Raw genomic sequence first — 18,389 nt, 5'->3', positions numbered from 1 at the left:
GCAAAGGAGTCAGCAAAAAAGGCGTCCGTTTTTACGCGGGCGCCTTTCTGGTTTGATTGAATGCTTACAGCAAATCGTACTGCTTGAGTTTCTTGCGCAGCGTGCCACGGTTCAGACCGAGCAGCTCACTGGCCTTGGTCTGGTTGCCCTTGACGTAGTTCATTACGCTTTCGAGCAACGGCGCTTCGACTTCGGAGAGCACCAGGTTGTACACGTCCGTGACGGCAGCGCCCTCAAGGTGGGCGAAATAATTGTGCAGCGCCTTCTCGACACTCCCGCGAAGGGTCTGGCCTTCTTCGCTCGGCGTGTTGAGGTGCTGTTTCAAATTGACGTTGTCGCTCACGGGTGTTGTTCCACTCACTAAAGTCTCGGTCATCATCGTCATGCGGCCACCCCTTCTCCGTCCCCTGTCACCAGGCTCTTGTAACGCTCGGTGAAGAACTCACGAACGTTGGCGCACTGTGCTTCCGTATCATCCAAACGATTGAAGTGGGCGCGAAACTCCTTGGCGCCCGGCAAGGTTGCGAGATACCAGCCCACATGCTTGCGAGCAATGCGTACGCCCATCACGTCTCCATAGAAGGCGTGCAGGGCGGCCAGATGCTCTAGCAGAATACGTTCCACCTCGATCAGCTCCGGTGCCGGCAAGGTTTCGCCGGTACGCAGAAAATGCTCGATCTCACGAAAAATCCACGGCCGCCCCTGGGCAGCCCGGCCAATCAACAGGCCATCGGCGCCGGTCGCGTGCAGCACGCGCCGGGCTTTCTCGGCTGAATCGATGTCGCCGTTGGCAAAGACGGGAATCGACACCGCCTGCTTGATCGCGGCAATGGTGTCGTACTCGGCTTCACCGGTGTAAAGGTCGGCGCGGGTGCGGCCATGCACCGCCAGCGCTGTAATGCCCGCCTGCTCGGCGATCTTCGCCACCGTCAGGCCATTCTTGTTGTCCCGGTCCCAACCGGTGCGGATCTTCAGGGTGACCGGCACATCCACTGCAGCGACCACGGCATGCAGGATCTCGCTCACCAACTGCTCATCCTTCAACAGGGCAGAACCTGCGGCCTTGTTGCAGACCTTCTTGGCCGGGCAACCCATGTTGATATCAATAATCTGTGCCCCCAACTCCACGTTGGCCCGGGCCGCATCCGCCAGCATTTGCGCATCACCGCCGGCGATCTGTACCGAGCGGGGCTCGGGATCACCTTCGTGGATCATGCGCATCCGCGACTTGCGGGTGTTCCACAAGCTCATGTCGCTGGTGACCATTTCCGAGACTACAAGCCCTGCGCCCAAACGCTTGCAAAGCTGACGAAAGGGTTGGTCGGTGACGCCCGCCATCGGGGCGAGGATCAAGCCGTTGTGCAATGTGTATGGGCCGATGCGTACCGCCGACATAGGACTTCCCTGTTGTGGGGCCGGATCATTAGAGTTCGAAAAAGGGTTGGCATGATACCCGCTCTCGATGACTGGATAAAGGCTGAATTGGATAAAATCTGAACAGTTATTTTCTTATCGCCGCTGGTTTGGTCAAGGGCGGTGCAGTCAAGAATCCGCCGTCAAACCTTACCCCGTGTGCCGGATCACTCGGGAGAGTGGAAGCTCAGGCTGTAATTCACCGCTTTGTTGCCCGGGTCGAGGATGTCCAGGGCAATGTGGATCGGCGTCTGGGAGGGCATCTCGGTCACGCCGGCCAACTCGCCGCTGAGGTATTCGGCGGGTTTGAAGCGACGACTGGCGATCATATTCCCGTTCATGTCGGCAAAGCGTAGCTCCAACAGCGGGAACGGTTGGGAGAATGTCGCGCGGTTATAGATGATCGCGTCCACCACCAGGGCGCCCGCGAACTCCGGGTGGCTGCGCACGACCAGATTGCTGCTCTTGATGTGGGCGATATCGACCCGTGAGGGCACGGTGCAGCCCAGTTTCGGGCACAGTTCCTGAAACCACGGGCGGTAGGCGTCCTGGCGTGCCAGGTCGTCGAATTGGTAGGCGACGTATTGTCCCGCCAGGCCGGCGGCGGCCAGCAACACCAGCAAGCCCCAGAACAGGCGGCGACCCCAGCCGGAGGCGCGCTTCTGGGAGTAGAGGTGCAGCGGATCGTCTTCCAGATCCGAAAGCAGGTCGTCATGGGCGCTGGCCTCGGGGCGAGGGCGCTTGCGTTTGGGCTGCGGGCGTTCGGGTTGTTCGGCTTCCGGCTCTTCTGCTACGGCGGTTACCGGTGGATCGAGTTCGTCATCGGTGGTGTTCGCGTGCAGCACTGGTGCGTCGTCGAGCTCGACCGCTTCAAACGACATCGACGGTTCGGTGCGCTTGGGTTTGCCGGGGCTTGCCTTGGCCGGTTGCGGTTCATCATCGGCCGGTTGCGGGGCTTGCGCTCGTTCATCCCGTGGCTCACTGAACAGGCTGGCGGCCCATTGCTCTTCCTCGGCCTTGGCCGTATCGCGGCTGGCGCTGAGGGCGTCTTCCTTTTGCCGACGGTCGGTGCCGGGCTGGCGACGGTCTGCACCCACAGGCTGGGTGTGTTGAATCTCGCGACGTTCCAGCTTGGCCAGTTCTTCGTCGAGGTCCAGGTTATCCAGGTCAAGCTCTTCGGCGTTCCATTGCTTCTGGCTGATGGCCCGCGGTGCTTCGGGTGGCGGTTCTGCTGCTGGTGGTGGCTCTACCGCTGTTGGTGCCTGGGGCACGGGCGCACTGGCGCGCTGCTCCAGCAGTTGGCGAGCGGCATTGAACACTTGCAGGCATGAGCCACAGCGCACCACGCCACGGGCCACGCTCAATTGAGCGTGGTTGACGCGAAAGCGTGCTTGGCAATGTGGGCACTGGGTGACGAAACTGTCGGTCATGCGGCCATCCGATTCATGCAGGCGCTCATTCTAGCGCCGACGACCACTGATGCGTACCCAGCCATCGCGGTTGGCGATCGGATCCAGCTCGAAATCCTGGGCGTAGGCAGCGGCAACGTCTTCGCCTTGTTCGGCGAGGATGCCCGACAGCGCCAGGCGGCCGCCCGGCTTGACCAGGCTCGACAGCTGCGGTGCCAGGGCGACCAGCGGCCCGGCGAGGATGTTGGCCACCAGTACGTCGGCTTGCACCTGGGGCAATTGCTCCGGCAGGTACAGCGGGAATTTCTCTTCAGCGATGTTATTGCGCCCGGCGTTATCGCGGGAGGCTTCCAGGGCTTGCACGTCGATATCGGTACCGACGGCTTCCTTGGCACCCAGCAGCAGGGCGGCGATGGCCAGGATCCCCGAACCGCAGCCGAAGTCCAGCACGTTGCAGTCTTTCAGGTCCTGGCCGTCGAGCCATTCCAGGCACAGGGCGGTGGTCGGGTGAGTGCCGGTGCCAAACGCCAGGCCCGGGTCCAGCAGCAGGTTGACGGCGTCAGGCTCGGGGGCGGCGTGCCAGCTCGGCACGATCCACAGGCGCTGGCCAAAACGCATCGGCTGGAAGTTGTCCATCCAGCTGCGTTCCCAATCCTGGTCTTCGATGATTTCGCTGTGGTGTTCCGGCAGTGGACCGCCGGTCAGCAGTTCCATATGGGCCAGTACGCTGGCGGCATCGGTGCCGTCTTCGAACAGGGCCAGCAGATGGGTGTGGGACCACAGCGGGGTGGTGTTGAGCTCGGGCTCGAAGATCGGCTGGTCTTCGGCGTCCATGAAGGTCACCGACACGGCGCCCACTTCGAGGAACGCGTCTTCGTAGGTTTCGGCTTGTTCTGGGCTGATGGCGAGACGGACTTGCAGCCAAGGCATGGCGGGCACCTTTGAAAAAATGAGTGTGCAGCGGGGTAGGGCTGCGAAAGACGCGCAAGTTTACGCGAGCGAACAGCAGAAGACGACTGTACTGCTGGGGTACACAAAACAAAAATGTGGGAGCGGGCTTGCTCGCGAATGCGGTGTTTCAGTCATGGATGTGTTGACTGGCATACCGCATTCGCGAGCAAGCCCGCTCCCACAAGGGGAATGTATCCATCCAGGAAAGACGGGTGGGCACAAACAACAAAGCCGCCCGAAGGCGGCTTTGTTGGGTGGATCACTTCGCTTACTGATTAGCCAGCTTGTGTTCCAGGTAGTGAATGTTCACACCACCTTCGCAGAAGCCTTCATCGCGAACCAGATCCCGATGCAACGGGATGTTGGTCTTGATGCCGTCTACCACGATTTCGTCCAGGGCATTACGCATACGGGCCATGGCCTCGTCGCGGGTGGCGCCCCAGGTGATCAGCTTGCCGATCAGCGAGTCGTAGTTGGACGGAACCTTGTAGCCGCTGTACAGGTGCGAATCCACGCGTACGCCGTTGCCGCCGGGCGCGTGGAAATGCTTGACCAGGCCAGGGCTTGGGATAAAGGTTTTCGGGTCTTCGGCGTTGATCCGGCACTCCAGGGAGTGGCCGTGGATCTTCACATCATCCTGGGTAAACGACAGCTTGTTGCCAGCGGCGATGCTCAGCATCTCCTTGACGATGTCGATACCGGTGACCATTTCCGAAACCGGATGCTCTACCTGCACACGAGTGTTCATCTCGATGAAGTAGAAACGGCCGTTCTCGTACAGGAACTCGAAAGTGCCCGCGCCACGGTAGTTGATGTCGATGCACGCCTTGACGCAGCGAGCCAGTACTTCCTGGCGAGCGGTTTCATCCAGGCCCGGTGCTGGCGCTTCTTCCAGTACCTTCTGGTGACGACGTTGCAGCGAGCAATCGCGGTCGCCCAAGTGGATGGCGTGGCCCTGGCCGTCGGACAGTACCTGCACTTCCACGTGACGTGGGTTGGTCAGGTACTTTTCCAGGTAGACCATCGGGTTGCCGAACCAGGCGCCCGCTTCGGAGCGGGTCTGCTTGGCGGCTTCGATCAGGTCTTCTTCCTTGTGCACCACGCGCATGCCGCGACCACCACCGCCGCCGGCGGCCTTGATGATCACCGGGTAACCGACTTCGCGACCAATGCGCAGGGCGGTTGCCTCGTCTTCAGGCAGCGGGCCGTCGGAACCTGGAACGGTTGGCACGCCGGCCGCGATCATGGCGTCCTTGGCCGATACCTTGTCGCCCATCAGGCGAATGGTTTCAGCTTTCGGGCCGATGAAGGCAAACCCGGATTTCTCCACCTGTTCGGCGAAATCGGCGTTTTCCGCGAGGAAGCCGTAGCCCGGGTGAATACCATCGGCACCGGTCACTTCAGCGGCGGCAATGATGTTCGAGACTTTCAGGTACGAGTTCGTGGCCAGTGGCGGGCCGATGCAGATGCTTTCGTCCGCCAGTTTCACGTGCATCAATTCGGTATCGGCCGTCGAGTAAACAGCGACGGTCTTGATGCCCTCTTCCTTACAGGCGCGCAGGATACGCAGCGCGATCTCGCCGCGGTTGGCGATCAGGACTTTTTGCAGTTTCTTCGCAGGTTTCAACATCGAAGGCGCTCCGCGGTTCAAACGATGGTGAACAGCGGCTGGTCGTACTCAACCGGCTGACCGTTTTCTACCAGGATGGATTCGATAACGCCGGCTTTTTCAGCCGTGATGTGGTTCATCATCTTCATCGCTTCAACGATGCAGATGGTGTCGCCCACTTTCACGGTTGCGCCGACTTCAACGAAGGCTGGCGAGGTCGGTGCCGGGGTGCGGTAGAACGTACCGACCATTGGCGACTTGACCACGAAACCGTTCAGTTTTGGAGCAGCCGGGGCTTCGGCAGCAGCCGCAACCGGAGCAGCAGCCACTGGCGCAGCGGCCGGAGCCGGCGCTTGCATCTGAGGTGCGTAGAACTGTTGGGCCGGGGTCTTGCTGTGACGGCTGATCCGTACGGATTCTTCGCCTTCCTTGATCTCCAGCTCGTCGATACCGGATTCTTCCAGCAGTTCGATCAGTTTCTTAACTTTACGGATATCCATGAATCATCAACTCCCAAAGGGTCGGTCAGGGGCGCTTGGCCGTGTCTTCAAGCTGTTCCAGGGCGGCCTCCAGGGCCAGTCGGTAACCGCTGGCGCCAAGGCCGCAGATCACTCCTACCGCAACGTCGGAGAAGTAAGAGTGATGGCGGAAAGGTTCGCGTTTGTGCACGTTCGATAAATGCACTTCGATGAATGGGATGCTCACCGCCAGCAGCGCGTCACGTAATGCAACGCTTGTGTGCGTAAAAGCGGCTGGATTGATCAGGATAAAGTCCACGCCTTCGCTGCGCGCGGCATGGATGCGATCAATCAGTTCGTACTCGGCATTGCTTTGCAGGTAGAGCAGATGGTGGCCGGCATCACGTGCCCGTCGTTCCAGATCGAGGTTGATCTGTTCGAGGGTCACTGACCCGTAGACGCCCGGTTCGCGGGTGCCGAGCAGGTTCAGGTTGGGTCCGTGAAGAACCAGTAAGGTCGCCATCGGCTGTTCCTTGTTATTGATGTGGGCACGGTAGAACCCGGCGACTATGCCGCAAAGGCTTTGTGACTGTCCAGTTCTATGCAGTAGGCAGCACGATTAGCGAGGATTGCGCAAAATATGTGACCGCAAGACTGAATCCGGTCAGTGTGGGAGCGGGCTTGCTCGCGAAGGCGGTGGTTCAGCCGCCACATGCGTTGACGGGTGCGCCACCTTCGCGAGCAAGCCCGCTCCCACATTTTGATCTTCATAAGACAGGAGAGCCGGTTAGACGCGGAATGCCTGCACGGCGGTATTGAGTTGCCCGCCAAGTACCAGCAAGTGCTCTCCCTGGCGGCGTCCCTGGCCAATTCGCAGCAAGTTGTCCTCGCCCAGCTGGTGAATCCGCTCACTGTTATCGCGGATTTCGCTCACGGCACCACTCTGCTGGGCGGTGACATCGGCAATCCGCACCGCAGTGTCGGAAATGGTCTGGATCGCCCCGACGATTTCATCCAGTGCGCCGTCAGCCGCCTGGGCCTGCTCGGCGGTGGCTTCGGCGTGTTCGACCTGGGCGCGCATGCCTTCCACCGATTGCCGGGCGGCGGTTTGCAGGCCGGCGATCAGGTGCTGGATTTCGGCGGTGGCGCCAGCGGTGCGTTGGGCCAGGGAGCGCACTTCATCGGCCACCACGGCGAACCCGCGCCCGGCCTCACCGGCCCGGGCGGCTTCGATGGCGGCGTTGAGCGCCAGCAGGTTGGTCTGGTCGGCAATTGAGCGAATCACCGTGAGTACGCCGCCGATGGTTGCGGATTCCTCGGCGAGTTTCTCGATCATCTGCGCATTTATCTGCACTTCGCCGACCAAGGCGTGCAACCCGGTCAGGCTCAGGCCGATCACCCGTTGGCCCTGTTCCACGGCTTGGCCTGCACTGCGGCTGGCCTGGGCGGCCTGGCTGGCGTCGCCGGCAACCTGCTGGATCGTGGCTTCCAGTTCGCCCAGGGAATCGCGAATCTGCGCGGTGTCACCGGCCTGGCGCTCGGCACCGTCGTGCATGCCGCTGCTCAATTCGGCCAGGGCGCTGCTGCTGCCGGCCACTTGCTCGGCGTTGCCGCGGATGGTGCCCACCAGGTCCACCAGATAAGCACGCAGGCGATTCAGGGACTCTTCGATATCGTGCAGTTCGCGGTTGGTCTTGCCCAAGGCAATGTGTTGGCTGAAGTCGCCTTCGGCCCAGGTGGACAAGGCGGGCGCCAGGTTGGTCAGCACCCGCGCCAGGCGCCGCTGCAAGGTGTCGATCAACAGCGCGATCAGCAAAATCAGGCCGATCATGACGCCTTGCATCAGCCGCACTTCACCCTGGATCTGCGCATGCTGGGCCCGCACCACCGGCTCCAGCCCGGCAATGGCTTGCTGCACCGCGTTGATTTTCAGGTGGGTGCTACTGGCCAGTTCGGTGCGTTGCTGGATTTGTTCGCGGGTGCGTTTCAGCTCGGCGGGGTAGCGAGTCAGCAGGCTGTTGAGTTCGCGCTTGAGGTCGACGCCGGTGTCTTGGGCCACGGCTTTTTCAGTGTTTTCCAGGCCCATCATGGCCGAGAAATCGTCGGTACTGGACTCGCTGCTGGCGGTCACCCCCAGTAATGGCAGTTGCCCCAGCAGGTCAGCCTGGCTGCGGATATTGCTGACTTCGCGCTCCACATCGTCAGCCAGTTCGCTGCGCCCGCTGCTTACCAGCTTGTCCCGGGCCAGGGAGAGTTTGGCCAGGTGCTGGGACGCCGCGAGCAACGGCGGCAGATAACGCGCCGCGTCGGGGGAGGTGACACCGCTGGCGTACTGATTCATTTGCTCCAGATTGGCGCCGAGCTCGCGTTCGGCTTGCAGCAGCAAGGCCTGCGGGTCGCCCGCCAGCTTGCCGGCGGCCAGCAGGTCGGTCTTGCTGAAGTTATCCAGGTCTACCAGGCTGGGGCGCAGGTTTTGCGCCAGGTCTGCGGGTAACTCATCCAGATGCTGCAACAGGTTTTCCAGGCTCTGGCTGGCGCTGCTCAGGCGCAGGGCGTCGCCGCTGGCGAGGTAATCGTCGATATTGCGCGCGGCCTGGTTTTGAAAGGTCTGCGACAGGCCCAGGTAGCGCTCCATCAACAGATAGGGCCGCTCCAGGGCGCGTTGCGACCACCAGAGCGTCGCGCCCAGGGCCAGGCAAACGGCGACCAGAAGGAGGGTGTTCAGATTCGTCAGCAGCTTCAGGCGCATGCGTGGTTTCAACCGACAGCAGAAGTAAGTGCCTGAAGTTATTGCGTTTCTATTACAGAGTTATGACGGATTCGGTGGATTCCGGTGAAAAGGTGGCACTTTGCTTTGATGCGCGCGCCGACATCACCCGGTTACGCCCCGCATCCTTGGCGCGGTACAGCGCCTCGTCGGCCTGGGCCGCCATCATCAGGCTGTCGGAGCCATCACACAGTTCCACCACGCCGGCGCTGAAGGTGCACCACAAATCCTGGGGCTGGGCGGGGTAGTGAATCTCGGCAAAGCGCCCACGGATTTCGTCGAGCACTTTGCAGGCGGCGTCGAGATCGGTGTCGGGCATCACGATGGCAAATTCTTCACCGCCGTAACGGCCTATATAGTCGGTCTTGCGCAGGCGCTGCTTGAGAAACAGCGCGAGGCTCTTGATCACCCGGTCGCCCATGGGGTGGCCGTGGCTGTCGTTGACCCGCTTGAAGTGGTCGATGTCGAGCATCGCAAAGCTCAGTGGCTTGCTCTCGCGGCGTGCGCGGAAGCTGCAGTCTTCGAGCAATTGCAGGATGTGCGTGTGGTTGTACAGCCCGGTGAGGCTGTCGCGCACCATCCGCGCTTTTAGGTTGCGCGCCCGCGCCGCACGGTTGCGTACGGTGGTAATCAGGTGCCGCGGCTTGATCGGCTTGGTGAGGAAGTCGTCGCCGCCTTCGCTCATGGCGTCCAGTTGCTTGTCCAGGTCGTCTTCGGCCGAGAGGTAGATGATCGGCACGCTGACGTAGCGGTCATTGTGGCGGATCACCTTGGCCAGCTCGGTACCGGTGCAGGCCGGCATATACATGTCGAGGATGATCAGGTCGGGCTGGAAATCCGCCAGCTCGGCCATGGCCTGGATCGGTTCGATCAGCGTGCGGGTGACGATGCCGGCGCTGTTGAGCAGGCGCTCGGTGTGCATCGCCTGGGCCCGCGAGTCGTCGATGATCAGCACTTTATAAGGTTCGTACTGGGCGACGCAGGTCAGTACTTCGATTTTTTCCAGCAGGCTCGACGCCTCCAGGGTTCCGGTGAGGAACTCCTGGCCGCCGGCGCGCACGGCGGCCAGGCGGGTGGGGGTGTCGGTTTCGTGCAGGCTGAAAAACAGCAGCGGCAGTTTTTGCTCCAGGCCTTCCTGGGCTTCGGCGGCGAGTTTCAAGCCCAGGCCGGTGCCGCAGAAATCCACATCCATGACGATGGCTGCCGGCAATCGCTCGGCCATCGATGAGCGAAATGCTGCCACGCTGTCGAGGGACTGGGCACTCAAGCCAAAAAACTCCAACTGCTTGGCCAGGCGCTCGGCGCGGTCGTGGTCGGCCAGCATCACGTAGATCGGCTTGCGCATCGGCGGCAGGAGGGTTTGTTCCAAGTGGTCGCCCTGGCGCAGGCCGGTACGGGACAGGCGCTGCATCAGGCGATTGAGTTCGGTGATCAGGTGGCTGCTCAGGCGGCCGCGGTTGTCGTCCACCGCCTTGAGTGAAGCGTTGATCTGGTGCGCCAGTTGGCCGTGCTCCGGCTGCTCGAAGCGTTCGGCAAAACGCAGCAGGCGCAGGTTGGCCTCGCCGAGTTCGGTCAAGTCGGCGGTCGACCATTCGCTGCGTTGCAGGCGCTGCCAGATCTCAAGAATTTGACGTGCCTGATGAATTACCCGCTGGGCAAAATGGTGCTTGAGACGCTCACGGCTGGGGTCTTCTGGCTCGGTCATATCCTGACTACTAGTTAGGCTGCATGCTGAGGTCGAACTGATGGCTCTATGCTAGCACCTCTTTTCCGTTGCACGAGTGTCATACGTCAATTAACTGCAAGGTCGCAGAGATTCATTTATCGACCATGCAGTCGCGCGGGCGTAAACAGCGTGCATCCTTTATAGTCGAACCGCGTACTCGCGCCACCCTGGCTAAAAGCGCCGCACTGCTCGGCACGATGGGGCAGGGTTGTGGTCGTAGCTATTGAACTCAAGTGATTGAAAGGATATCGCCATGCTGGACTGGAAAAACCGCGCAGGCAGTGCAAAGGGCCCGGCCCCTGAAACCAAGTCGGCCCCCCGCAGCTATTTCCGTAACCTGCTGATGAGCCGCGCGTTGCTCTCGCTGGTTGCGTTGTACCTGTTGGTCACCGGTGCCCTGGGTTGGTACTGGAGCGAAGAGCCTGCGTTGTTCCCGGTCCAGCAGAATGCGCAAATTGCCGCCGAGAAGGATGGCAAGCAGATGGTGGTGGGCTTTACCACCGTCGAAACCCTCAAGACCGTGGTAGGCACCCTGCTGAACAAGCCGGGTGGCTACATTTCCAACGACCGTTTCCCGCCAGGCCTGTGGATGGACAACATGCCGAGCTGGGAATACGGCGTGCTGGTGCAGGTACGTGACTTGACCCGTGCCTTGCGCAAAGACTTCGCCCGTTCCCAGTCGCAGTCGGCGGAAGACGCGGACCTGGCCAAGGCCGAGCCGCGCTTCAACTTCGACAACAAGAGCTGGGTGCTGCCGTCCAGCGAGTCGGAATACCAGGAAGGCATCAATTCCCTGAGCCGCTACGAAGCGCGTTTGTCTGACCCGAATCAGCGCGGCGCGCTGTTCTATGCCCGTGCCGACAACCTGAACAACTGGCTGGGTGATGTGGCGACCCGTTTGGGTTCGCTGTCGCAACGGCTGTCGGCCAGTGTGGGTCGGGTCAAGCTCAACACCGCGCTGAAAACCGAAGCGCTGGCCCCGGGTGAAGTGCCGCAGGTCGATGAAGAAGTGGTGGAAACCCCATGGATGCAGATCGACAACGTGTTCTACGAAGCCCGCGGCCAGGCATGGGCCCTGTCCCACCTGCTGCGCGCCATCGAAGTCGACTTCGCTGATGTGCTGGCCAAGAAGAACGCCACCGTCAGCGTGCGCCAGATCATTCGTGAGCTGGAAGCTTCGCAGGAACCCGTGTGGAGCCCGATGATTCTCAACGGCAGTGGTTTTGGCATCCTGGCCAACCATTCGCTGGTGATGGCCAACTATATTTCCCGGGCCAACGCTGCAGTGATCGACTTGCGTCAGCTCCTGAACCAGGGTTGATGATGGACGCTTCCACCAGGGAGGCTGCGCACCGCGCCGCCTCCGACGCCGAACTGATTGCCTGGGTCGACGAGCAGGACAACCTGCTCGGCAGCCTGGTGCGCTCCGACCTGCGCCAGCGCGGGCTGATCGGGCGCTGCACCTTTATCTTCCTGTTCAACTCTGCCGGTGAGCTGTGTGTGCACCGGCGCACCCTGAGCAAAGCCATGTACCCGGGGTTCTGGGACACGGCGGCGGGCGGAATGGTGGCGGCCCACGAGTCCTACGCCGAATCGGCGGCCCGTGAGCTGGAAGAGGAACTGGGTGTCAGCGGCGTCGAACTGACCGCCCACGATCACTTCTACTTCGAAGACGGCGACAGCCGGCTCTGGTGCACCTCGTTCTCGGCCGTATGGGACGGGCCCCTTCGGATCCAGCCGGAAGAAGTCATGGAGGCGCGCTTTCTGCCCCTGGCGACGGTGCTGGAGGAGGCCGAGCAAAAGCCCTATTGCCCGGATGCCCAGGAAGGCTTGCGTCGTTATTTGGCCCTGCGTCGCTAAAGTTGCATAAATTGGCGCCATTTGGCTCTTAGCAAGGGGCCTTTTTGCCGTTACACTGCGCGACTTTTCAGGCTGAACCGCTCTCGCGGTTCAGTAGCGCTGCCCCTGCCTGAGTGGGGCTTCGCGGTCGATGACCCCATCGATCAGTCTTTGTCCTCCCAAGAGGATTGCCGGTGGCCAAAAAAGCCGCATCCTTCGCCGCCCTTGGTGGCCTGGTATTTTCCACCGACGCAGGTCGACACTGCCCGGACTGTCGCCAGCCCGTGGACGCGTGTACCTGCAAAACAACCCTGATTCCCGAAGGCGATGGTATTGCCCGCGTCCGTCGCGAGAGCAAGGGCCGTGGCGGCAAGACGGTGACCACCATCACCGGCGTGCCCCTGGCCGAAGACGCCCTGAAGGCGTTGGCCACGACGCTGAAAAAGCGCTGTGGCACCGGGGGTGCCTTGAAAGACGGCATCATCGAGATTCAGGGCGACCACGTCGAGTTGCTGTTGGCCGAGCTGATCAAGCTGGGTTACAAGGCGAAGAAATCCGGCGGCTAGCAGCCTCTGTGAAAACCACCCCGATGACCCGCTTGCTGAACGCGAACTGTCGTCTCCATGGTTTTCACAGAGCCTGTTCCTGACCGGTGTCTAAACTCTGTCCTGCAAGTGGGGTCTACCCCTCTCACAGGCAAATCGTCATTTTCATTCTTTAGACTGCGCCAGCCTCTGATCAGGCTGGTGCACTTCGACTTCATTTATAGGGGACTTCGATGTCCGTACGACGCACACGCAAAGACGATGGCAGCCAATGGACAGTTGCGGACAGCCGCAGTGTTTACGGGATTCGCCATTGGGGGGCCGGGTATTTCGCGATCAATGATGCCGGTCGCGTTGAAGTCCGTCCGAACGGCCCGAACAGCACGCCTGTCGACCTGTACGAGCAAGTCGACGAGCTGCGCAAAAGCGGCCTGTCCCTGCCGTTGTTGGTGCGCTTCCCCGACATCCTGCAAGACCGCGTGCGCCAGCTGACCGGTGCCTTCGACTCTAATATCGAGCGCCTGGAATACCAGAGCCAATACACCGCGCTGTACCCGATCAAGGTGAACCAGCAGGAAGCGGTGATCGAGAACATCATCGCCACCCAGGACGTGTCCATCGGCCTGGAAGCCGGCTCCAAGCCTGAGCTGCTGGCCGTGCTGGCCCTGGCCCCGAAAGGTGGCACCATCGTCTGCAACGGTTACAAAGACCGTGAGTTCATCCGCCTTGCGCTGATGGGCCAGAAGCTCGGCCACAACGTGTTTATCGTGATCGAGAAAGAATCCGAAGTCGGCCTGGTGATCGAAGAAGCCGCCAACCTCAAGGTCAAGCCACAGGTGGGCCTGCGGGTGCGCCTGTCGTCCCTGGCGTCGAGCAAGTGGGCAGACACCGGTGGCGAGAAATCCAAATTCGGTCTGTCGGCGGCGCAACTGCTGTCGGTGGTCGAGCGCTTCCGCGCGGCGGGCCTGGACCAGGGCATCCGCCTGCTGCACTTCCACATGGGTTCGCAGATCGCCAACCTGGCCGACTACCAGCACGGGTTCAAGGAAGCCATTCGTTACTACGGCGAACTGCGCAACCTCGGCCTGCCGGTTGACCACATCGACGTGGGCGGCGGCCTGGGCGTGGACTACGACGGTACCCACTCGCGTAACGCCAGCTCCATCAACTACGACATGGACGACTACGCCGGCGTGGTCGTGGGCATGCTCAAGGAATTCTGCGACGCGCAAAGCCTGCCGCATCCGCACATTTTCTCCGAGAGCGGCCGTTCCCTGACCGCCCACCACGCCATGCTGGTGGTGCAAGTCACCGACGTCGAGAAACACAACGACGACGTGCCGCTGATCGAGAACAAGGAAAGCCTGCCGGAAACCGTGCAATGGCTGGTGGACCTGCTGGGTCCGACCGACATTGAAATGGTCACCGAAACCTACTGGCGCGCCACTCACTACATGAGCGACGTGGCCACCCAGTACGCCGACGGCAAGATCACCCTGGCAGAAAAAGCCCTGGCCGAGCAGTGCTACTTCGCCGTCTGCCGCCGCCTGCACGACTCGTTGAAAGCCCGCCAGCGTTCCCACCGCCAGGTGCTGGACGAACTCAACGACAAGCTGGCCGACAAGTACATCTGCAACTTCTCGGTATTCCAGAGCCTGCCGGACACCTGGGCCATCGGCCAGGTGCTGCCGATCCTGCCGCTGCATCGCCTCGACGAAGAGCCGCTGCGCCGTGCGGTGCTGCAGGACCTGACCTGCGACTCCGACGGCAAGATCAAGCAGTACGTCGACGAGCAAAGCATCGAGACCAGCCTGCCGGTGCACGCCGTGAAAGAAGGTGAGGACTACCTGCTGGGGATCTTCCTGGTGGGCGCCTACCAGGAAATCCTTGGCGACATGCACAACCTGTTCGGTGACACCGACTCGGTGAACATCTACCAGCGCGAAGACGGTTCGGTGTACAGCGCCGGGATCGAGACCCACGACACCATCGAAGACATGCTGCGCTACGTGCACTTGTCGCCGGAGGAGTTGATGACTCACTACCGTGACAAGTGCGCCAGCGCGAAGATCACGGCGGCGGAGCGGACTCAGTTCCTGGATGCGTTGCGTCTTGGTTTGACGCGTTCGTCGTACCTGTCCTCGTAAGTACACCGCTCCCAGGCTGACTAAGATCTCAACGTGACAGAGATCCAGTGTGGGAGCGGGCTTGCTCGCGAAGGCGGTGTGTCAGTCAATACATGTGCAGACTGATACACCGCCTTCGCGAGCAAGCCCGCTCCCACATTTGGATCGCCGCAAGTCCTGCAGTTTTTATAGGGCCTGAATAATGTCGAAAAAGCTCCTGCAAGTGTTCACCCTGGCCATCGCGACTCTGCTCGCAGCCTGCTCCCCGATCAAAGTGCTCAACGCACTCACCCCCACCAGCACCTTCACCAAAACCTCCTCCATCGCCTACGGCGATGACCCCCGCCAGAAACTCGATGTCTACCGCCCCGTCACCGCCTTGCCCGACGCGCCCGTCGTGGTGTTTTTCTATGGCGGCAGCTGGAACAGCGGCTCAAAGGATGACTACGGTTTCGTCGGCGAAGCCCTGGCTTCGCGCGGCATCGTGGTGGTGATCGCCGACTACCGGCTTTACCCACGAGTGCGCTACCCACTGTTTTTGCAGGACGGCGCCCAAGCAGTTGCGTGGGCGCATCAGCACAGTGCCGAGTACGGCGGCGATCCCCGCAAGCTGTATGTGATGGGCCACAGTTCCGGTGCCTATAACGCGGCAATGCTGGCGCTGGACCCGCAGTGGCTGGCCGGGGTCGGCCTGTCGCCGTCAGTCTTCAAGGGATGGATCGGCCTCGCCGGGCCGTACGACTTCCTGCCGATTGAAAACCGCGAGGTGCGCCCGGTGTTCTTCTTCCCGGATTCGCCACCCGATTCCCAACCCATCAACCACGTCAGCCATGACGCGCCGCCGAGCCTGTTGATTGCTTCGGTGGACGACAACCTGGTCAACCCCAAGCGTAATACCGGCGGGTTGGCGAACAAGCTGCGGGCGGCGGGTGTGCCAGTGGAAGAGTTCTACTTCACCAAAACCAGCCACGCCACATTGGTGGCGTCCATGTCCCGGCCACTGCGCTGGCTGGCGCCCGTGTTGGACCGGGTCGCGGCGTTTATCAAGTTCACGCCGGGCCAGTGAGCCAGCGGTCCTGTTTGTTCAGGCGCCAGGCAATTGCCCACAGCGTGAGGCTGCGCAGGGCCATGAACAGCAGGAAGGTTATCCACAAACCGTGGTTGCCAAGGCCCTGCAAGGCCCAGGCGAAGGGCAGCACAATTACCACCGTCAGCAGCATGCCATTGCGCATTTCCCGGGCGCGGGTGGCGCCGATGAACAGGCCGTCCAGCAGGTAGCTCCACACGGCGATCAACGGCAGCACGGCGAGGTAGGGCAGGTAGATGTCGGCGGTTTCGCGCACGCTTGGGATGTCGGTTTGCATGGCGATAAACAGGTGGCCGAACACGGCGAACAGGATTGCGAAGCCGATACTAGCCAGCAACGACCAACCACAGGCCACCACCAGCGAGCGGCGCAAGGCCTGGCGGTCGTGGGCGCCGATGGCGTGGCCGCACAAGGCTTCCACGGCGTGGGCCAGTCCGTCCAGGGCGTGAGCCGTCAGCAACAGACCATTCAGCAGCAGCGCGTTCGCCGCCACCGTCGCATCACCCAATCTGGCGCCTTGCACGGTGATCATGAAAAACACTGATTGCAGGGCCAGGCTGCGAATGAAGATATCGCGGTTCACTGCCAGCAGCGGGCGCCAGCTTTGCCACAGCTTGAGCGCGGCCCAGGCGATATGGCCGGGGTAGGCGCGCAGGGCTTTTTGGGTGAGGGCCAGTCCGAGGAGGGCGCCGGTCCATTCGGCGATCACCGAGGCGCGGGCGGAGCCGACCACGCCCCAATCCAGACCCAGGACGAACCACAGGTTGAGGGCGATGTTCACCAGGTTGGTGGTCAGCAGAATCGCCAGCGGCGCGCGGGCGTTCTGGGTGCCGAGGAACCAGCCTACCAGCGCGTAGCTGGCCAGCGCTGCGGGCAGGCCGAAGAGGCGGGTGTGGAAGAATTCCCGGGTCAGCTGGTTCAGCTCGGGGGAGGGCTGCATCCAGTCCAGCACCAGGCCGCTTAACGGAATGCCGATGCTGCCGAGCAACATCGCCAGGCCCAGCGCCAGCAGCAGTCCTTGCAACAGAATCTGCCTCAGCGCCGCGCCGTCATCGCGCCCGGCAGCCTGGGCGGCAAAACCGGTGGAGCCCATGCGCAGGAAGCCCATGGCCCAGGCGAGGAAGGTGTACAGGCTGGCCCCGACGGCCACGGCACCGAGTTGATGGGCGTGGGGCAGGTGGCCGATGACCATGCTGTCCACCAGCGCTACCAGTGGTACGGAGATGTTCGACAAAATCATCGGCGCGGCGAGGGCCCACACGCGGCGGTGGGTGGGGCGGTCGCGCCAGTCGGTTAGCAGGGAAGTCATGCGGGCTCCTTTGGGGAGCGGTAGTGTAACTGTCCATTAGCTGCGCCGCAGGGCCAATGTGGGAGCGGGCTTGCTCGCGAAAGCGGTGTGTCAGTCGCCGGATGTATTGGCTGATCCACCGCTTTCGCGAGCAAGCCCGCTCCCACAGTTTTGACCGCGTAGTGTCAGGTTTTGCGCGGGTGCAGGCATTCGATGGAGCGGTCGACAGTGGTCTTGGCAATTTCCAGCAAGTGCCAAACCGCCAGGATCTTCGCTCGCTGTGGACTCTCCAGCAGCTCGCCGCAATCAAGCGCAGTCGCCGAGGCGCTGCTCAGCAGGCTGGCGGTGTAGAGCAGGGAATCTTCGAAGCTCAGGTCTTCGTTGATGGTGTGGAAACCCTGCGAGGGCAGGTAGTGTTCGAGGGCGCGATTGAAGGCGGCGCGGTCGTTGAGGAGGTCGCAGGGTGGATCGGGGACGAGCTTATGCATGGTGTAACTCCACTAGTAGGTAAGGAGCTGACACCCGCGCGACTAAACGAGGGTGGCGGCTGTACGCAGGTTAGTCGACCGGCTAGTGGAACCCGGCGCACCCGAAGGTGCCCTGCGCACAGCCGCCATGAAGCATGGCGACAACTTGCGCTCACTAATTCCGGGCGACTAAACCCGATCACTGATAGGCAGTGAAGGAGCGAAGACTAGCCACCGGTCCGGGCAGGCACAAGGCTGAAAGATTGTCTCGGAAACGTCCCTCAAATTAAAGGGATTTGCCTTGCTGGCCCTTTATTAATGCACCACCCAACTGAGCACCCAGAGCCCGAGCATCAACCAGATAATCCCCATGATGATTGAAGCCCGCATAAACGCGCGCACCGCCGAGTACAGCAGCATCAAGCCGATAATCAGCATGAGGATGCTGATGATCGAGGTGTCCATCCCTAAGGATCTGGACAGCCCGTCGACAAAGTCGCCGCCCGCGTGGGACAGGGTGTTGAACAGCCCGCTGAACAACTCGACGATAAAGTGGATGATCTGGCCGATCTTGAGACCCAGCCATCCGAAAAAATCTGTTTGCATGTGTGTGTCCTGATAAGACGGTGGGCGTAGCTGCCGAACCTGAGCCTTTGTTCGTTATTGGCCCAAGCTAGTTCCCTTCTAGCATAGAGGTTTACGGG

16 protein-coding genes and 1 pseudogene are annotated in these 18,389 nt (G+C 61.6%); 5 read left to right on the top strand and 12 right to left on the bottom strand.

Annotation, left to right across the window (positions count from 1 at the left end):
• Positions 1–64: 64 nt before the first annotated feature.
• From fis to JFU58_RS29670, 9 genes and pseudogenes are all read right to left on the bottom strand, one after another.
• Positions 65–385: a DNA-binding transcriptional regulator Fis gene (gene fis / locus JFU58_RS29710; protein ID WP_003186237.1), complete on the bottom strand. Its 321-nt coding sequence runs from the start codon at positions 383–385 to the stop codon at positions 65–67.
• Positions 382–1,395, bottom strand: a complete 1,014-nt coding sequence (gene dusB / locus JFU58_RS29705) for a tRNA dihydrouridine synthase DusB (protein WP_017478423.1) — start codon at positions 1,393–1,395, stop codon at positions 382–384. Before dusB ends, fis begins: the two co-directional genes overlap by 4 nt.
• A 185-nt stretch (positions 1,396–1,580) precedes the next feature.
• Complete coding sequence (locus JFU58_RS29700; RefSeq protein WP_201142979.1) at positions 1,581–2,843, bottom strand: DUF3426 domain-containing protein; 1,263 nt, start codon at positions 2,841–2,843, stop codon at positions 1,581–1,583.
• Positions 2,844–2,873: 30 nt separating this feature from the next.
• Positions 2,874–3,752 (bottom strand): 50S ribosomal protein L11 methyltransferase, encoded by an 879-nt coding sequence (gene prmA / locus JFU58_RS29695; protein WP_017478425.1) that lies wholly within the window; start codon positions 3,750–3,752, stop codon positions 2,874–2,876.
• Positions 3,753–4,041: 289 nt separating this feature from the next.
• The gene (accC, locus tag JFU58_RS29690) at positions 4,042–5,403 is read right to left on the bottom strand and encodes an acetyl-CoA carboxylase biotin carboxylase subunit (protein WP_010174033.1); all 1,362 of its coding nucleotides are present in this window, start codon (positions 5,401–5,403) and stop codon (positions 4,042–4,044) included.
• Between the two features lie 17 nt (positions 5,404–5,420).
• Complete coding sequence (accB, locus tag JFU58_RS29685) at positions 5,421–5,882, bottom strand: acetyl-CoA carboxylase biotin carboxyl carrier protein (RefSeq protein WP_003217309.1); 462 nt, start codon at positions 5,880–5,882, stop codon at positions 5,421–5,423.
• Positions 5,883–5,907: 25 nt separating this feature from the next.
• Positions 5,908–6,363, bottom strand: coding sequence for a type II 3-dehydroquinate dehydratase (gene aroQ / locus JFU58_RS29680; RefSeq protein ID WP_017478426.1), 456 nt, complete (start codon positions 6,361–6,363; stop codon positions 5,908–5,910).
• 264 nt (positions 6,364–6,627) lie between these two features.
• Positions 6,628–7,122: pseudogene (locus tag JFU58_RS32720) on the bottom strand (methyl-accepting chemotaxis protein); the annotation flags it as partial.
• A gap of 1,519 nt (positions 7,123–8,641) precedes the next feature.
• The gene (locus JFU58_RS29670) at positions 8,642–10,312 is read right to left on the bottom strand and encodes a response regulator (RefSeq protein ID WP_063033322.1); all 1,671 of its coding nucleotides are present in this window, start codon (positions 10,310–10,312) and stop codon (positions 8,642–8,644) included.
• Positions 10,313–10,586: 274 nt separating this feature from the next.
• Here JFU58_RS29670 and JFU58_RS29665 point away from each other — a divergent pair, with 274 nt between their 5' ends.
• From JFU58_RS29665 to JFU58_RS29645, 5 genes are all read left to right on the top strand, one after another.
• A complete protein-coding gene (locus JFU58_RS29665) occupies positions 10,587–11,654 on the top strand; it encodes a DUF2333 family protein (RefSeq protein ID WP_063033321.1) in 1,068 nt (355 codons plus the stop codon).
• Positions 11,655–11,656: 2 nt separating this feature from the next.
• Positions 11,657–12,193 carry an NUDIX hydrolase gene (locus JFU58_RS29660; RefSeq protein WP_063034071.1) on the top strand — a complete coding sequence of 179 codons (537 nt, stop codon included), beginning with the start codon at positions 11,657–11,659 and terminating at the stop codon, positions 12,191–12,193.
• Positions 12,194–12,366: 173 nt separating this feature from the next.
• Positions 12,367–12,738, top strand: coding sequence for a translation initiation factor Sui1 (locus tag JFU58_RS29655; RefSeq protein WP_177070029.1), 372 nt, complete (start codon positions 12,367–12,369; stop codon positions 12,736–12,738).
• 212 nt (positions 12,739–12,950) lie between these two features.
• Entirely contained in the window at positions 12,951–14,864 is a 1,914-nt protein-coding gene (gene speA, locus JFU58_RS29650; RefSeq protein WP_017478431.1) for an arginine decarboxylase, read from the top strand.
• A 181-nt stretch (positions 14,865–15,045) separates the two neighbouring features.
• On the top strand, positions 15,046–15,909 hold the full coding sequence (locus JFU58_RS29645; RefSeq protein ID WP_201142978.1) for an alpha/beta hydrolase: 864 nt from the start codon (positions 15,046–15,048) through the stop codon (positions 15,907–15,909).
• Here JFU58_RS29645 and JFU58_RS29640 read toward each other — a convergent pair.
• From JFU58_RS29640 to JFU58_RS29630, 3 genes are all read right to left on the bottom strand, one after another.
• Positions 15,893–17,239: an MATE family efflux transporter gene (locus tag JFU58_RS29640; protein ID WP_177025948.1), complete on the bottom strand. Its 1,347-nt coding sequence runs from the start codon at positions 17,237–17,239 to the stop codon at positions 15,893–15,895. The two genes, JFU58_RS29645 and JFU58_RS29640, sit on opposite strands and share 17 nt — an antisense overlap.
• A gap of 164 nt (positions 17,240–17,403) precedes the next feature.
• Positions 17,404–17,706: a DUF6124 family protein gene (locus tag JFU58_RS29635; protein ID WP_201142977.1), complete on the bottom strand. Its 303-nt coding sequence runs from the start codon at positions 17,704–17,706 to the stop codon at positions 17,404–17,406.
• A gap of 294 nt (positions 17,707–18,000) precedes the next feature.
• Positions 18,001–18,291, bottom strand: coding sequence for a hypothetical protein (locus tag JFU58_RS29630; protein WP_003212934.1), 291 nt, complete (start codon positions 18,289–18,291; stop codon positions 18,001–18,003).
• Positions 18,292–18,389 lie beyond the last annotated feature (98 nt).

This window comes from Pseudomonas sp. TH34 (assembly GCF_016650865.1).
In the GTDB taxonomy this organism is placed as follows: Bacteria; Pseudomonadota; Gammaproteobacteria; order Pseudomonadales; family Pseudomonadaceae; genus Aquipseudomonas; species Aquipseudomonas yamanorum.
The sequence above is the reverse complement of the archived record's forward strand: the minus strand, read 5'-3'. Positions and strand labels throughout refer to the sequence as shown.

What these genes read in the sequence shown, in the direction of transcription:
- fis (WP_003186237.1), bottom strand. Translation starts at nt 385, where the DNA reads ATGACGATGATGACCGAGACTTTAGTGAGTGGAACAACACCCGTGAGC.
- dusB (WP_017478423.1), bottom strand. Translation starts at nt 1,395, where the DNA reads ATGTCGGCGGTACGCATCGGCCCATACACATTGCACAACGGCTTGATC.
- JFU58_RS29700 (WP_201142979.1), bottom strand. Translation starts at nt 2,843, where the DNA reads ATGACCGACAGTTTCGTCACCCAGTGCCCACATTGCCAAGCACGCTTT.
- prmA (WP_017478425.1), bottom strand. Translation starts at nt 3,752, where the DNA reads ATGCCTTGGCTGCAAGTCCGTCTCGCCATCAGCCCAGAACAAGCCGAA.
- accC (WP_010174033.1), bottom strand. Translation starts at nt 5,403, where the DNA reads ATGTTGAAACCTGCGAAGAAACTGCAAAAAGTCCTGATCGCCAACCGC.
- accB (WP_003217309.1), bottom strand. Translation starts at nt 5,882, where the DNA reads ATGGATATCCGTAAAGTTAAGAAACTGATCGAACTGCTGGAAGAATCC.
- aroQ (WP_017478426.1), bottom strand. Translation starts at nt 6,363, where the DNA reads ATGGCGACCTTACTGGTTCTTCACGGACCCAACCTGAACCTGCTCGGC.
- JFU58_RS29670 (WP_063033322.1), bottom strand. Translation starts at nt 10,312, where the DNA reads ATGACCGAGCCAGAAGACCCCAGCCGTGAGCGTCTCAAGCACCATTTT.
- JFU58_RS29665 (WP_063033321.1), top strand. Translation starts at nt 10,587, where the DNA reads ATGCTGGACTGGAAAAACCGCGCAGGCAGTGCAAAGGGCCCGGCCCCT.
- JFU58_RS29660 (WP_063034071.1), top strand. Translation starts at nt 11,657, where the DNA reads ATGGACGCTTCCACCAGGGAGGCTGCGCACCGCGCCGCCTCCGACGCC.
- speA (WP_017478431.1), top strand. Translation starts at nt 12,951, where the DNA reads ATGTCCGTACGACGCACACGCAAAGACGATGGCAGCCAATGGACAGTT.
- JFU58_RS29645 (WP_201142978.1), top strand. Translation starts at nt 15,046, where the DNA reads ATGTCGAAAAAGCTCCTGCAAGTGTTCACCCTGGCCATCGCGACTCTG.
- JFU58_RS29640 (WP_177025948.1), bottom strand. Translation starts at nt 17,239, where the DNA reads ATGACTTCCCTGCTAACCGACTGGCGCGACCGCCCCACCCACCGCCGC.
- JFU58_RS29635 (WP_201142977.1), bottom strand. Translation starts at nt 17,706, where the DNA reads ATGCATAAGCTCGTCCCCGATCCACCCTGCGACCTCCTCAACGACCGC.
- JFU58_RS29630 (WP_003212934.1), bottom strand. Translation starts at nt 18,291, where the DNA reads ATGCAAACAGATTTTTTCGGATGGCTGGGTCTCAAGATCGGCCAGATC.